Below are 13290 nucleotides of genomic sequence, written 5' to 3'. Positions count from 1 at the left end.
TTTTTACTGGAATCGTTTCATGGATAAATTACGAATGGTTGGCGGAACTGCTCTCAAAGGTGAGGTAGTCATTGCTGGCGCTAAAAATGCCGCGTTGCCAATTCTTTGCGCTTGTCTATTGACTGATCAACCAGTGGTTTTGCGTAATGTTCCTGACTTACAGGATGTACGAACCATGCTTAAGCTTTTGCAAGAGATTGGCGTCACAGTAGATTTCCCAAATGCTAGTGATCGTAGTCATATGGTGTTGAGTGCGGCAGTCATCAAAAGCTCCGAAGCCACCTACGAGATGGTGAAGACGATGCGTGCTTCCATTTTGGTACTTGGACCGCTCTTAGCCAGAATGCATAGCGCTAAGGTGTCTTTGCCTGGGGGCTGCGCTATTGGTGCACGTCCGGTGGACCAGCACATCAAAGGCTTGAAGGCAATGGGCGCCAGCATCAAAATCAAGAGTGGTTACATTCAAGCTGAAACGAAGCCTCAATCTGATCGATTGAAGGGTGCCTCGATCTTGACGGACATGATTACCGTGACCGGTACTGAAAATTTGTTGATGGCAGCTACTTTGGCATCGGGAACCACGGTATTAGAGAATGCTGCCCGTGAACCTGAGGTTGGTGACTTAGCTGAATTGCTGGTGAAGATGGGCGCCAAGATTTCGGGCATTGGTAGCGATCGTTTGGTAATTGAAGGCGTTGAAAAATTACATGGCGCAGAACATTCGGTGATTCCGGATCGTATTGAAGCTGGAACATTCTTGTGTGCGGTTGCTGCAACTGGTGGGGAGATTACTGTTAAACACTGCCGTCCAGATACTTTGGATGCCGTGATTGTTAAACTAAAAGAAGCTGGTCTGCAGATGGAGGTTGGTCCAGATTGGATTAAGGCATCGATGCAGGGTCGCCCGAAAGCAGTGAATTTTCGTACCTCTGAATATCCCGCCTTTCCAACAGATATGCAGGCGCAGTTGATGACGGTGAATGCTATCGCGACCGGTAGCTCAATGATTACCGAAACGATTTTTGAAAACCGCTTTATGCACGTGCAAGAGCTCAATCGTTTGGGTGCTGATATTGCTATTGAAGGAAATACCGCAATTGCTCAGGGGGTGGAAAAGCTCTCCGGCGCAATCGTGATGGCAACTGACCTGCGGGCTTCCGCTAGCTTAGTAATCGCTGGACTAGCAGCTCAGGGCGAAACCCAGGTGGACCGTATTTACCACTTAGATCGTGGCTATGACCGTATGGAGCAGAAGTTAACCCTCTTGGGCGCCAAGATTGAGCGCGTCAAGTAAGGCTGATGGATAATTAGTTCATGAAATTGACTTTAGCTCTCTCAAAGGGGCGCATCTTTGAGGAAACTGCTGAGATCTTGTCCAAGGTCGGCATTGTGCCGCTGGAAGATCCCGAGAAGTCTCGCAAACTCATTATTGAGACAAGTAATGCAAATGTTCGATTAATCATCGTCCGTGCGTCTGACGTCCCAACATATGTGCAATTTGGCGGTGCTGATTTTGGTGTTGCTGGTTTGGACGTCTTGATGGAAAAAGGCACTGATGGTTTGTATGTACCTTATGACTTAGGTATTGCTAAGTGTCGAATGTCTGTTGCTGTACGCGAAGGTTTTGATTACGCTGGAGCGGTGAAGCAGGGCTCGCGTTTAAAAGTGGCAACGAAGTATGTCAACTGCGCGCGCGAACACTTTGCTAATAAAGGTGTACACATCGATACGATTCATCTCTATGGCTCAATGGAGCTTGCTCCATTGGTAGGGTTGGCTGACGCTATCGTGGATTTAGTTTCTACTGGCAACACCCTAAAAGCAAATGGTTTAGTTGAGGTTGAGCCTATCGCCGATATCAGCGCTCGTTTGGTAGTAAACCAAGCTTCGTATAAGCGTAAGCGTACCCAGCTGCAGCCTATTTTTGAGCTGTTGAAGTAGTTAGCGACCAACAATAAGTCCTATCCATGTCTTCAAACATCAGCGTCAAGCGCCTTACTAGCAAAGATGTAGGCTTCAGAGAAATTCTGTTGTCGAGTCTTTCTTTGCCTAGTGCTGATGACGAGGCTATAGATGCAGCTGTAGTGAAGATTCTGGCAGCAGTTAAAGACAAGGGCGATGAAGCGGTTATTGGTTTTACAAAACAATTCGATCGTTTGAATGTTGCAAGTGTTTCCGAATTAGAGATTGCGCGTGAAGATTTAGAGCAAGCCTACCAATCTTTATCTACAGAACAAAAAAATGCTCTGGATATTGCTGCGCAAAGAGTACGTGCATATCACGAGCAGCAAAAGATTGAGGCTGGTTGCCACTCTTGGGAATATGAAGAGAAAGATGGCACACGTTTAGGTCAAAAAGTGACTCCTCTAGATCGAGTGGGAATTTATGTGCCAGGCGGTAAAGCTGCTTATCCATCTTCAGTGTTGATGAATGCCATTCCCGCAAAAGTAGCAGGTGTTGCTGAAGTCATTATGGTGGTGCCTACACCGGATGGAGCACGCAATCCATTGGTTTTGGCGGCAGCCTACCTTGCAGGTGTTGATCGTGTCTTTACGATTGGCGGTGCCCAGGCGGTTGGCGCTTTGGCTTATGGAACAAAAACCATTCCATCAGTCGACAAAATTGTTGGACCTGGTAATGCTTATGTAGCTGCAGCTAAGCGCCGAGTATTTGGCATTGTCGGTATCGATATGATCGCCGGCCCTTCAGAGATTTTGGTTCTTTGTGATGGATCTACTAACCCTGATTGGGTTGCCATGGATTTGTTCTCACAGGCTGAACATGATGAGCAAGCCCAATCGATCTTGTTGTGTCCGGACGCCGCATATATTGAGCAAGTGCAAGCAAGTATTAATAAGCTTTTGCCAGAAATGCCAAGAGCAAAAGTAATTGAAGCATCGCTAACAAATCGAGCCCTGTTGATTCAAGTTAAAGATATGGCAGAGGCTTGTGAGATTGCTAATGCTATCGCTGCTGAGCATTTAGAGATTTGTGCTGCTGATCCACGTGAGTGGGCAGATAAAATTCGTCATGCAGGTGCCATATTCATGGGCAACTACACCAGTGAATCACTGGGTGATTATTGTGCTGGACCCAATCACGTATTGCCAACAGCACGTACCGCACGCTTTTCTTCACCACTGGGTGTGTATGACTTTATCAAGCGCTCGAGCATGATTGAAGTGAGTGAGGCAGGCGCCCAAACTTTGGGTGAGGTTGCAAGTACCTTGGCTCACGGTGAAGGCTTGCAGGCACATGCGCGTGCGGCCGAGATGCGCCTCAAAAAGTAAGTGCGAAATTAATCTAAGCTTCTTAAATAAATAACTTAACTTAGTATTTCCTTCAAAGCGGTTACAAGCTCACCACTTTGTTCATCCGTGCCAATCGTAATGCGCAAGAATTCCTCTATACGCTCAGTTTTAAAGTGACGCACGATAATGCCTCGATCACGCAAGGCTTGATAGAGCTTTGCTCCAGAATGCTGTGGGTGACGGGTAAAAATAAAGTTCGCAGTTGAAGGGAGCGTTTCAAATCCCAAGGCTTTGAGCTGCTCAACCAACTTAGTCCGAGTTTGGATGACCTTGGCTGAGGTTTCTTCAAGATGTGCTTGATCTTCAATGGCTGCAATAGCGCCAGCTTGAGCTAGGCGCCCTAGTGGGTAAGAGTTAAAACTATTTTTTACTCGCTCTAGCCCTTCAATTAAGTCGGGATGACCAACAGCAAAGCCAACGCGCAGGCCGGCCAAGGCGCGCGATTTAGAAAGCGTATGAACAATTAGAAGATTTTCTGGACAGGTATTGCCACGCAACAATGGAATGCAGGATTCAGTACCGTAATCGACATAGGCTTCATCAATTACTACTACAGAGTCCTTATTGCGAAATAGCAAAGCTTCGATTTCAGAGCGGGCAATAGATCTGCCGGTTGGAGCATTTGGGTTGGGGAAAATAATCCCACCATTGGGTGTTTTGAACTCGGCAGGATTGATCTCAAAATTTGCACCCAGCGGGATCGTTTGATATTCAATTCCAAAAAGCTTGCAGTAAACAGGATAGAAGCTATAGGTAATATCCGGAAAGTTGACTGGCTTAGTTTGTTTAAGAAGCCCGGCAAAGACATGCGCTAAAACTTCATCAGATCCATTGCCTAAAAAAACTTGTTTCGGGTCTAGGCCATGTAATTTAGCGATGGCTTGTTTTAGGATTGCACCTTCTGGATCGGGATAAAGGCGCAAATCCGCAGTGTTTTGACCTTCAATGGCAGCAAGGGCCTTTGGCGATGGGCCATATGGGCTTTCATTGGTGTTGAGTTTGACCAGCCGCTGCATTTGCGGTTGCTCCCCTGGAACGTATGGGGTTAAGGTATTAACAACAGGGCTCCAAAAACGGCTCATGAGGGTTCTCAGGTCAAAAGTCAGGATCAAAGTGCTACAACGTCGATATTTATATCTTTTCTAGGAATGATATTATGAGGCTTCAATCAACACTTCGCCTCGCGGCGCAATGAAGCATGCGGCAAGCCGACGTTACCCGAAACACTTCGGAAACCAAAATTCAGATTTCCATCAATTTAGATGGTACCGGTAAGGCTGACCTAGCCTCCGGAGTTCCTTTTCTCGACCATATGTTGGATCAAATTGCCCGTCACGGCATGATTGACCTCAAAGTGGTTGCGAATGGTGATACCCATATTGATGATCACCACACTGTTGAGGATGTGGGAATTACCTTGGGCCAAGCCTTTGCTAAAGCGGTTGGTGATAAGGCTGGTATTACCCGTTATGGCCACTCTTATGTGCCTTTAGATGAGACTTTGTCTCGCGTCGTGATCGATTTCTCTGGACGCCCTGATTTGGAATTCAACGTTCCATTTACTCGTGCTCGCGTGGGTGATTTTGACGTTGATCTCAGTATTGAGTTCTTCCGCGGTTTTGTGAACCATGCTGGAGTGACTTTGCACATCGACAACTTGCGTGGCATTAATGCACACCATCAGATTGAAACTGTGTTCAAAGCCTTTGGTCGCGCTTTGCGTATGGCCTTGGCAGTAGATCCGCGTGCATCTGGCTCTATTCCCTCAACCAAAGGCAGCCTCTAATCTAGATCATCTAGTTGCCCGTTAGATAACAGCAAAGATAGGCTAAATTTTGGCGCAAACTATTGCGATCGTTGATTATGGAATGGGCAACCTCCGTTCCGTGTATCAAGCATTTCATCATGTCGCGCCCAATGACAATGTGCTGATTGCACATCAGCCTGAAGAGATTCGTGTTGCTGATCGTGTAGTTTTACCAGGTCAGGGCGCGATGCCAGATTGTATGAAGCACCTACAAGAATCCGGTTTATTACAGGCCTTGCTAGAAGCGTCTAAAAGTAAACCGCTCCTAGGTGTTTGCGTTGGCGAGCAAATGCTATTTGATAGAAGTGCAGAGGTTCGTGCCACCGAGCAATGGACACCGTGCTTGGGCTTGATTCCTGGTGAGGTGCGCCGTTTTAATTTGGCTGGCAAGAAGCAGCCCGATGGATCCGCTTTTAAGGTGCCGCATATGGGTTGGAACCAGGTTCGTCAAGATCAAAAACACCCACTTTGGTCTGGCATCCCGGACTTAACAAGTTTTTACTTCGTCCATAGTTACTATGTTGTGCCGCAGTGCAATGAAGATATTGCTGGTTCTACTGAATATGGCGATTGGTTTACTTCTGCAGTGGCGCGAGATAATATTTTTGCAACTCAATTTCATCCAGAAAAAAGTGCAGAATACGGATTAAAGCTTTATCAAAATTTTATTTCTTGGCAACCTTAATATTTATTACTATTTGCTATGCTGCTGATTCCCGCAATAGATCTAAAAGATGGCCACTGTGTTCGACTCGAACAAGGTGATATGGATAAAGCCACGGTTTTCTCTGAAGACCCTGGCGCGATGGCGGCACATTGGATTAGCAAAGGTGCACGTCGTTTGCATTTGGTTGATCTCAATGGCGCATTTGCCGGCAAGTTAAAAAACGAGTCTGCTATTAAATCCATTCTCAAGGCTGTAGGTAATGAGATCCCTGTGCAGTTGGGCGGCGGTATTCGTGATCTCGAAACGATTGAGCGCTTATTGGATGACGGAATCAGCACTGTCATTATTGGCACTGCAGCAGTGAAGAATCCTGGTTTTGTACAAGATGCTTGTACGGCATTCCCTGGACATGTCATGGTGGGTTTAGATGCTCGTGATGGCAAAGTAGCTACTGATGGTTGGAGCAAAATCACCGGTCATGAAGTGATTGACCTCGCTAAGAAATTTGAAGACTGGGGTGTTGAAGCCATTATCTATACTGATATTGGGCGCGATGGCATGCTCAAAGGCGTGAACATTGATGCCACTGTGAAGTTGGCCCAAGCTATTCGCATTCCGGTAATCGCTAGTGGCGGCTTATCGAATAATCAAGATATTGATGCACTCTGTAAGGCCGAGGAAGAGGGTGTGATGGGCGTGATTGCTGGCCGCTCTATTTACTCTGGTGATCTCGATCTCGCTGCTGCACAAAAATATGCTGATGAGTTAACACTCAAATATAAAAAGAAAATTATCTAGTGTTAACCAAGCGTATTATTCCTTGTCTCGATGTTACTGCGGGGCGTGTAGTTAAAGGTGTGAACTTTGTTGGTCTGCGGGATGCGGGAGACCCTGTGGAAATTGCTAAGCGTTATGACACGCAAGGGGCAGACGAGTTAACCTTCTTAGATATCACTGCTACTTCTGATGGGCGTGATCTCATTTTGCATATCATTGAGGATGTGGCTGCACAGGTGTTTATTCCGTTGACAGTTGGCGGTGGCGTGCGCGCGGTTGCTGATGTGCGACGCTTGCTCAACGCTGGTGCAGATAAAGTCAGCATGAATTCCTCCGCAGTTGCTAATCCAGATTTAGTTTCTGATGCAGCCGCGCATTACGGTTCTCAATGTATTGTGGTGGCGATTGATGCCAAGCAAACTGAGGCAGGTAATTGGGAAGTGTTTACCCATGGTGGCAGAACAGCTACTGGTATGGATGTAGTGGAGTGGGCTAAAGAAGTTGCTAAACGCGGTGCTGGTGAAATCTTGTTAACCAGCATGAACCGTGACGGTAGTAAGGATGGTTTTGATTTGGCTTTAACTGCTGCTGTCAGTGACGCAGTGTCTGTGCCGGTGATTGCTTCTGGCGGTGTTGGTAATTTGCAGCATTTAGTCGACGGCATTACGAATGGTCATGCTGACGCCGTATTGGCAGCTAGCATTTTTCACTACGGCGAGTACACCGTTGGCCAGGCAAAGGAATATATGGCCGCACAAGGAATCCCGGTTCGGATTTAAATCGAAGTCAGACTTTTTGCTAAGTTTGAACCATTGCCTGTAAAGTTTAGGTATGAGCAATTCTCAAAGCACCCAAAGTACTTTCACACCCGTTCAAAATCTACAAGCCGGTTCATGGCTTGATGCTGTGACATGGAACGAGCAAGGTTTGGTTCCGGTCATCGCTCAAGAAGTAGGTAGTGGCGATGTACTGATGATGGCTTGGATGAACCGCGATGCCCTTCTGGAGACATTGCGTTTAGGTGAGGCAGTCTACTGGACACGCTCAAGGCAGAAGTTATGGCACAAAGGTGAAGAGTCTGGCCACACGCAAAAGGTAAAAGAAGTCCGCTTGGATTGTGATGGCGACACGATTTTGCTATTAGTTGAGCAAAAAGATGGCATTGCTTGTCATACAGGTGAGCATAGCTGCTTTTTCCTGCAGTGGGACTCTGCAAAATCTGCTTGGGTTGATGAGTCCAAAAGTAAGAAGTAATTCAAATACCTTCTTATAAAAGACATAAAATGATTCTATGACTAGCTCCGCGAATAAACCCTCTAATCTGGATTCAGGATTAGCCCATTTGGCTGATGTGGTTGATCAACGTCGTGATGCGTTTAAAGCGGGTCAAGCGGACCCTAAAACTTCCTATACCGCTTTGCTTTTTTCGAAGGGTGACGACGGAATTTTGAAGAAGATTGGCGAGGAAGCAACTGAAGCGGTGATGGCCGCCAAAGATGCGCGTAACTCTAATTTGGCTCCCGACCAGCAAAAGTTGCTAGTCGGTGAGATCGCTGATTTATGGTTTCATTGCTTAATTGCCCTATCTCAATTCAACTTGCGTCCAGAAGATGTTATCGCCGAGCTTGATCGTCGCCTGGGAACTTCGGGCATTGAAGAGAAGGCTGCCAGAAAAGCTGCTGGCCAAGAGTAATCACGAAATAACTACGGAATCAGCATGTCACACGATCCAAATTGCCTGTTTTGCAAGATTTCACAAGGTTTAATCCCCTCCCATAAGGTTTATGAGGATGAGGAAATATATGCTTTTAAAGATATTAATCCAGCAGCGCCCGTTCATTTTCTGATGATTCCCAAAAAACATATACCCATGTTGGAGGCCACAGAAAGCGTAGATGCCCCTTTGCTGGGTAGAATGATGGAATTAGCGCCCCGTCTTGCCAAAGAACAGGGTTGTCGTCCTGGTAAGGATGGTGGCTTTAGATTGATGGTGAATAATGGTGCAGATGGTGGGCAGGAGGTTTATCACTTGCACTTGCATGTGATGGGCGGTCCCCGCCCCTGGAAAAAATAATCCAAGGAGATTAAAGATGGGCTCATTTAGCATTTGGCATTGGTTGATTGTTTTGGTAATTGTGATGTTGGTATTTGGTACCAAAAAATTGCGCAACATCGGTCAAGATTTAGGTGGTGCTGTTAAGGGCTTCAAAGATGGTATGAAAACCTCTGAAGAGCCTAAAGAGCAAATTCAACAAAGTTCTGCAGCAGCAGAAAAGACTGTTGATGTTCAGGCAAAAGACGTAAATAAATAATATTTAAAGCGCGATAGATACTTATGCAGCTTTTAAACGACTGGTTAAATGATTGATCTCGGAGTTTCAAAGCTTGCGCTAATTGCTGTGGTTGCTTTAGTCGTAGTTGGGCCAGAGCGCTTACCTAAAGTTGCCCGCATGGCAGGTAATTTATTTGGGCGCGCACAACGCTACATGGCTGATGTCAAATCTGAAGTCAACCGTCAGATGGAAGTAGAGGAGTTTAAAAAGTTTCGAGAAGAAACTACTGCCACTCTCAAAGAAGTAGAAAATAGCATCGGCTCCACCGTTCAAGAGGCAGGCGCCAACTTAAGTGATCAGGCGGATATCTTTGAGACTAGCTTCGAAAAGCCACCGCTAGATGAAAAAGAAGTCCTTCGTAAAAGTAAACGCCAGGGCCGCAATAGCTGGGGGGTCCGCCGTGCTGCAAGGCCGGTTTGGTTTAAGCGATCTGCGGGTATTCGCACCCGTGTGCAATCTGGCGCGGCCAGAATGAAGCGTTTTCACCATAGCGCTGGTAAATAAAAATAATAGTAACAAGCAAAAGAATAAAAATACTTACGCATGACTGAAAATAATTCAACTGAAGAACCGGGATTACAAGAAACATTTCTATCCCACTTATTTGAATTGCGTGATCGCGTAATTAAATCAGCTATTGCAATCATTATTGTTTTTGTTTCTTTAGTCTATTGGGCGCCTGATATTTTTCATTTGTTCGCTCAGCCTTTGCTTGAAGCTTTGCCTGCTGGCGGTAAGATGATTGTGACTGATGTCACAGGCTCATTTTTTGTGCCGATGAAAGTCACTATGCTTGTGGCATTTCTGATCGCATTACCGGTGGTGATGTATCAGCTGTGGGCATTCATTGCGCCCGGTCTCTATCTGCATGAAAGAAAGCTTATCCTGCCTTTGGTGGTGAGTAGTTATACCCTGTTCATTATTGGTATGGCGTTTGCTTACTTTTTAGTTTTTCCAACTGTGTTTAAGTTCATGGCAAGTTACAACGCTCCTCTAGGTGCGGAGATGTCTACTGACATAGATAACTATTTAAGTTTTGCCATGACAACCTTTTTAGCATTTGGAATTACCTTTGAAGTGCCTGTGGTCGTTGTGGTCTTGGTGCGTATGGGTATGGTGCCTTTAGCAAAACTAAAAGAGATTCGTCCCTACGTTATTGTGGGCGCTTTTGTGATCTCAGCAATTGTGACGCCGCCTGATGTGCTCTCTCAATTACTCCTAGCGGTTCCAATGACGCTTCTTTACGAGTTAGGACTTTTGATTGCGCGCTTTTATGTACCAAAACCTTCAGAAGATGAAGTCAAGGCTGAGGGTTCTGAGACTTAAGTGGCTTCTTCATCAACGACCTGATCGGCAAAGGTCGTCTTTAACCAGTCGGTAACTCTATCAAAGCGATATCGTCTTTGACGAAGATTACCTTCAAGATCTATTTCAGAGCCGGCAAACGCCTTCCCTGCTGCTAATAGAGCTCGGCGTTGCTGAATGGTTTCGATCTGAATCAGTCTAGGCAATATCTTCGGTAGCTCCCAGCGAATATCCACTACTACACAATGTTCATGTTGTAGTTGCCCAACTTCGCACAATAATAACTCCGCTTTGCTGAAATTAAACTGATTGGCAATGATGATGCGATGACAAAGAAGTAGCCAGTCTTCATCAAGTTTGTGCTCAGCATGATGATTTAGCGCTTGCTCAGCGTATTGCGCCAATTCAAACCATTCATTCTTTTTGGGGTTTGGACAGCTCTCCAAAATTTTGCCTAGTAAATCTTTTGCTTCTGATACGCCTTGTTGTTGTGCTTGCCAAACCCAATAGGAGGCTTGGAGACCGCGCACTTTCTCGTCACTCTTTTCGCGCTTGCGCCACAGATTGGCACCTTTGCGAAGTTGCGCTTGTGCGTGACCAAGGTCTGCTGCGCGATCAAAACAACGATCACTTTCTGCAGCGTTGTATCCAGAAAATTGTGGGCGACGATAAATTTCACCGAGTGCATACCAAGCATCTCGATCACCATCTTTGGCAGCGAGCTCTAACCAATGCGCTGCTTTTTTTAGAGAGGCATTAGATTTCGTTTCAGCAATTTCTACTCTGTCATCGAGCTGCGCAAGTCGTAAACCCAGAGTAAGTTTTGCAATTGTTAAGCCAAGCTCTGCAGCTCGAGTTAAGGCATCTTCATTTTGCTCATCAAGCCAAACTTTCCACAGAGAAGAAAGCGCTTCATTTTTGGGTTGAAGTTTGATCAGCAATTCTTTTGCATTCGCTGCAACCGAAGAGTTGCCCTCCGCTAATTCAGTTAGATACTGTTTGGCAATTTTCTGAAGACCACCAAGATCTAAGCCTGAAATTCTTTCAACCGAACTCATTCCACTAAATTTTTTAAGCCAATCTGAAAGTTGAGGTTGAATCTCTTTGTGTTGTGGATTAACCAATAAGTTGACGAGTTGCCATTTGGCTGCAGAAGATTGCTCTAAATCTCCGGCGCCCTCAGCAAGCTTCCAAAATGAATCCCACCCAAAGCCAAAAGCAGGCGAGTTAAAGGTTTCAACTAGCGGGATGCTGGCTACTTGGCTCAGAACCTTGAAAATTTCAGCGCTACTTGAGATTTGATCTTCAAGTTTCTGATTTTTAATGGAAAAATAGGATTTCTCTAACCAAATCAGTGCATTAGAGGGCTGAATGGGAGTTTTAAATGCGCCGGTGAAGTAGGCTTGAGCCAGATTTTGTTGCGCAGAAACATCACCTAAACGGGCTGCATTAAGGATTTTTAAGAATTCGCGGCTTGCCATATGACAATTTTGGCATCTAGAGTCCATAAAAGATAGAAAAGAGGGGTCTTGTTGCCGAGATACAACGAAGAAAGCCAAAAAACTACCTTTTGACAAGCAAAAAGAGCTCCTAAATACCCCGACCCCCAGTCTTATTGTGCAAAAGAAGCAAAATTCATAGGTCCCAGTTTTATTTGGGCATTACTTTTAATTTTTGGAGATTTAAAGAATGAAAAAATCGCTATTAGCAGTTGCAGCTATCGGTGCATTTGCATCTGCTGCTCAAGCTCAGTCAAGCGTGACTGTATATGGTATTTTGGACGTTGGTTACGTGGGTGGTACTGCTCGTGTTTCTGATTCCTCTAAAGGAAATACTGCTGGTTACAACGCTGGCGTTTCTAAGCAAACCGTTAGTGGTTTTGCTGGTAACGGTGCGCAACAAACTTCACGTTTGGGCTTCAAGGGTACTGAAGATTTAGGTAGCGGTTCTTCAGCTTTCTTTACAGCTGAATTTGAACTCTACCCACAAGATCAATATCTTTCAGGTAACCAGTCTGCAACTAACTCAGGCGGATTGCTTAACCGTCAAACTTTTGTTGGTTTGAAGAAAAATGGTATCGGACAAGCTGCTGCTGGTTTGCAATACACTCCGGTCTTTAATGCTGCAGCTGCAACTGACGTTGGTCAGTTCAACAACGTTACTGGTAACGTTGTTTATGTAAGCTCACGTGGTATTGCTAGTGCTGGCGCAGGTACAAACGGCCTTGGTTTTACAAACCGTACTGCAAACACTTTGAGCTTTAAGACTGATAAGTTTGCAGGCTTCTCAGCAAGCGGTATCTATACTTTAAACAACAAGAACAGCACAGAGACTTTGTCTTCTACAGCTACTTCTGGTGGCTCGTTAAATGCTAGCGGTTGGGGCTTAGCGGTTGATTACAGCTACAACAAGTTCTATATCACTGGTGCATACCAGGCATTGAAGCAATTAACTAGCGCGAACGGTGACAACACAACGCTTTGGACTAACGCTCAGCCTGCAGGTGCAACAGCAGCAGCGGTTGCTGTGCAAACAAGTAGCGTAGTTAACGCTACTGCACAAAACGTTCAAGATAACCAAGGTTATGTTGGTGCAACTTATGACTTCGGTATTTTGAAGGCCTATGCACAATATGTAACTCGTAAAGCTACATCTACTATCAACTCTGGTTACTATATGAAGCGTTCTGCAGAGCAGATCGGTGTTCGTAGCTATATCACTCCAACAGTTGAAGCTTGGGCATCTGCTGGTTTGGGTCGTTACACGACATTTGGTGATGCTAGCCAGCCTACAGTTAACTTCAACGGTTGGCAGTTGGGCTCTAATTACTACCTTAGCAAGCGCACAAACTTGTACGCTATCTACGGTCAGACTGTAACTTCCACTGGTACTATTCCAGCAGCTACATCTGGTGGTATGACAAATACAGTTAGTTCCAGCCAAAACCAGTATGCAGTTGGCGTACGTCACACTTTCTAATTGTTTGCTAGCGTCAGCTAGTTAAGAATTAGTTAGGCATTAAATTAACCCGCTGTGGAAACACAGCGGGTTTTTTCTTCTTAGGTTCAATTGATCGTAGAATGAAGCGAT

At 45.5% G+C, this 13290-nt stretch carries 16 protein-coding genes; 14 read left to right on the top strand and 2 right to left on the bottom strand.

Annotated elements, in window-relative coordinates:
• The first annotated feature begins 19 nt into the window (after nucleotides 1-19).
• Genes murA through hisD form a run of 3 tightly spaced genes read left to right on the top strand, consistent with a single transcriptional unit; the run spans nucleotide 20 to nucleotide 3290 of the window.
• Entirely contained in the window at nucleotides 20-1294 is a 1275-nt protein-coding gene (gene murA, locus ICE93_RS01380) for a UDP-N-acetylglucosamine 1-carboxyvinyltransferase (RefSeq protein WP_216184808.1), read from the top strand.
• Nucleotides 1295-1314: 20 nt separating this feature from the next.
• The gene (gene hisG / locus ICE93_RS01375; protein WP_216184805.1) at nucleotides 1315-1941 is read left to right on the top strand and encodes an ATP phosphoribosyltransferase; all 627 of its coding nucleotides are present in this window, start codon (nucleotides 1315-1317) and stop codon (nucleotides 1939-1941) included.
• Nucleotides 1942-1967: 26 nt separating this feature from the next.
• The gene (gene hisD / locus ICE93_RS01370) at nucleotides 1968-3290 is read left to right on the top strand and encodes a histidinol dehydrogenase (protein WP_216184802.1); all 1323 of its coding nucleotides are present in this window, start codon (nucleotides 1968-1970) and stop codon (nucleotides 3288-3290) included.
• 35 nt (nucleotides 3291-3325) lie between these two features.
• Here hisD and hisC read toward each other — a convergent pair whose 3' ends face one another.
• A complete protein-coding gene (hisC, locus tag ICE93_RS01365; RefSeq protein ID WP_216184799.1) occupies nucleotides 3326-4393 on the bottom strand; it encodes a histidinol-phosphate transaminase in 1068 nt (355 codons plus the stop codon).
• A 116-nt stretch (nucleotides 4394-4509) separates the two neighbouring features.
• Here hisC and hisB point away from each other — a divergent pair, with 116 nt between their 5' ends.
• The 10 genes from hisB to tatC are packed head-to-tail and all read left to right on the top strand — an operon-like array spanning nucleotide 4510 to nucleotide 10221.
• Nucleotides 4510-5097 carry an imidazoleglycerol-phosphate dehydratase HisB gene (hisB, locus tag ICE93_RS01360; protein ID WP_216184796.1) on the top strand — a complete coding sequence of 196 codons (588 nt, stop codon included), beginning with the start codon at nucleotides 4510-4512 and terminating at the stop codon, nucleotides 5095-5097.
• A gap of 49 nt (nucleotides 5098-5146) precedes the next feature.
• The gene (gene hisH, locus ICE93_RS01355; RefSeq protein WP_216184794.1) at nucleotides 5147-5803 is read left to right on the top strand and encodes an imidazole glycerol phosphate synthase subunit HisH; all 657 of its coding nucleotides are present in this window, start codon (nucleotides 5147-5149) and stop codon (nucleotides 5801-5803) included.
• Between the two features lie 18 nt (nucleotides 5804-5821).
• Nucleotides 5822-6583, top strand: a complete 762-nt coding sequence (gene hisA / locus ICE93_RS01350; protein ID WP_216184790.1) for a 1-(5-phosphoribosyl)-5-[(5-phosphoribosylamino)methylideneamino]imidazole-4-carboxamide isomerase — start codon at nucleotides 5822-5824, stop codon at nucleotides 6581-6583.
• Nucleotides 6583-7341, top strand: coding sequence for an imidazole glycerol phosphate synthase subunit HisF (gene hisF / locus ICE93_RS01345; protein WP_216184788.1), 759 nt, complete (start codon nucleotides 6583-6585; stop codon nucleotides 7339-7341). The genes hisA and hisF overlap by 1 nt, the downstream gene beginning before the upstream one ends.
• 52 nt (nucleotides 7342-7393) lie before the next feature.
• Nucleotides 7394-7816 (top strand): phosphoribosyl-AMP cyclohydrolase, encoded by a 423-nt coding sequence (gene hisI, locus ICE93_RS01340; RefSeq protein WP_216184784.1) that lies wholly within the window; start codon nucleotides 7394-7396, stop codon nucleotides 7814-7816.
• Nucleotides 7817-7853: 37 nt separating this feature from the next.
• Entirely contained in the window at nucleotides 7854-8255 is a 402-nt protein-coding gene (locus tag ICE93_RS01335; protein WP_216184781.1) for a phosphoribosyl-ATP diphosphatase, read from the top strand.
• A 24-nt stretch (nucleotides 8256-8279) separates the two neighbouring features.
• A complete protein-coding gene (locus ICE93_RS01330; protein ID WP_216184778.1) occupies nucleotides 8280-8636 on the top strand; it encodes a histidine triad nucleotide-binding protein in 357 nt (118 codons plus the stop codon).
• Between the two features lie 16 nt (nucleotides 8637-8652).
• The gene (tatA, locus tag ICE93_RS01325; protein ID WP_114689154.1) at nucleotides 8653-8874 is read left to right on the top strand and encodes a Sec-independent protein translocase subunit TatA; all 222 of its coding nucleotides are present in this window, start codon (nucleotides 8653-8655) and stop codon (nucleotides 8872-8874) included.
• Between the two features lie 48 nt (nucleotides 8875-8922).
• On the top strand, nucleotides 8923-9399 hold the full coding sequence (tatB, locus tag ICE93_RS01320; protein WP_216184775.1) for a Sec-independent protein translocase protein TatB: 477 nt from the start codon (nucleotides 8923-8925) through the stop codon (nucleotides 9397-9399).
• A gap of 39 nt (nucleotides 9400-9438) precedes the next feature.
• Entirely contained in the window at nucleotides 9439-10221 is a 783-nt protein-coding gene (tatC, locus tag ICE93_RS01315) for a twin-arginine translocase subunit TatC (protein WP_216184772.1), read from the top strand.
• Here the strand turns inward: tatC and ICE93_RS01310 are convergent.
• Entirely contained in the window at nucleotides 10218-11681 is a 1464-nt protein-coding gene (locus ICE93_RS01310) for a tetratricopeptide repeat protein (RefSeq protein WP_216184769.1), read from the bottom strand. The two genes, tatC and ICE93_RS01310, sit on opposite strands and share 4 nt — an antisense overlap.
• A gap of 208 nt (nucleotides 11682-11889) precedes the next feature.
• On the opposite strand from ICE93_RS01310, the gene ICE93_RS01305 reads away from it, so the two are divergent.
• Nucleotides 11890-13179 (top strand): porin, encoded by a 1290-nt coding sequence (locus ICE93_RS01305; RefSeq protein WP_216184766.1) that lies wholly within the window; start codon nucleotides 11890-11892, stop codon nucleotides 13177-13179.
• The last annotated feature ends 111 nt before the right edge of the window (nucleotides 13180-13290 follow it).

It is taken from the genome of Polynucleobacter sp. MWH-HuK1 (assembly GCF_018881815.1).
In the GTDB taxonomy this organism is placed as follows: Bacteria; Pseudomonadota; Gammaproteobacteria; order Burkholderiales; family Burkholderiaceae; genus Polynucleobacter.
The sequence above is the reverse complement of the archived record's forward strand: the minus strand, read 5'-3'. Positions and strand labels throughout refer to the sequence as shown.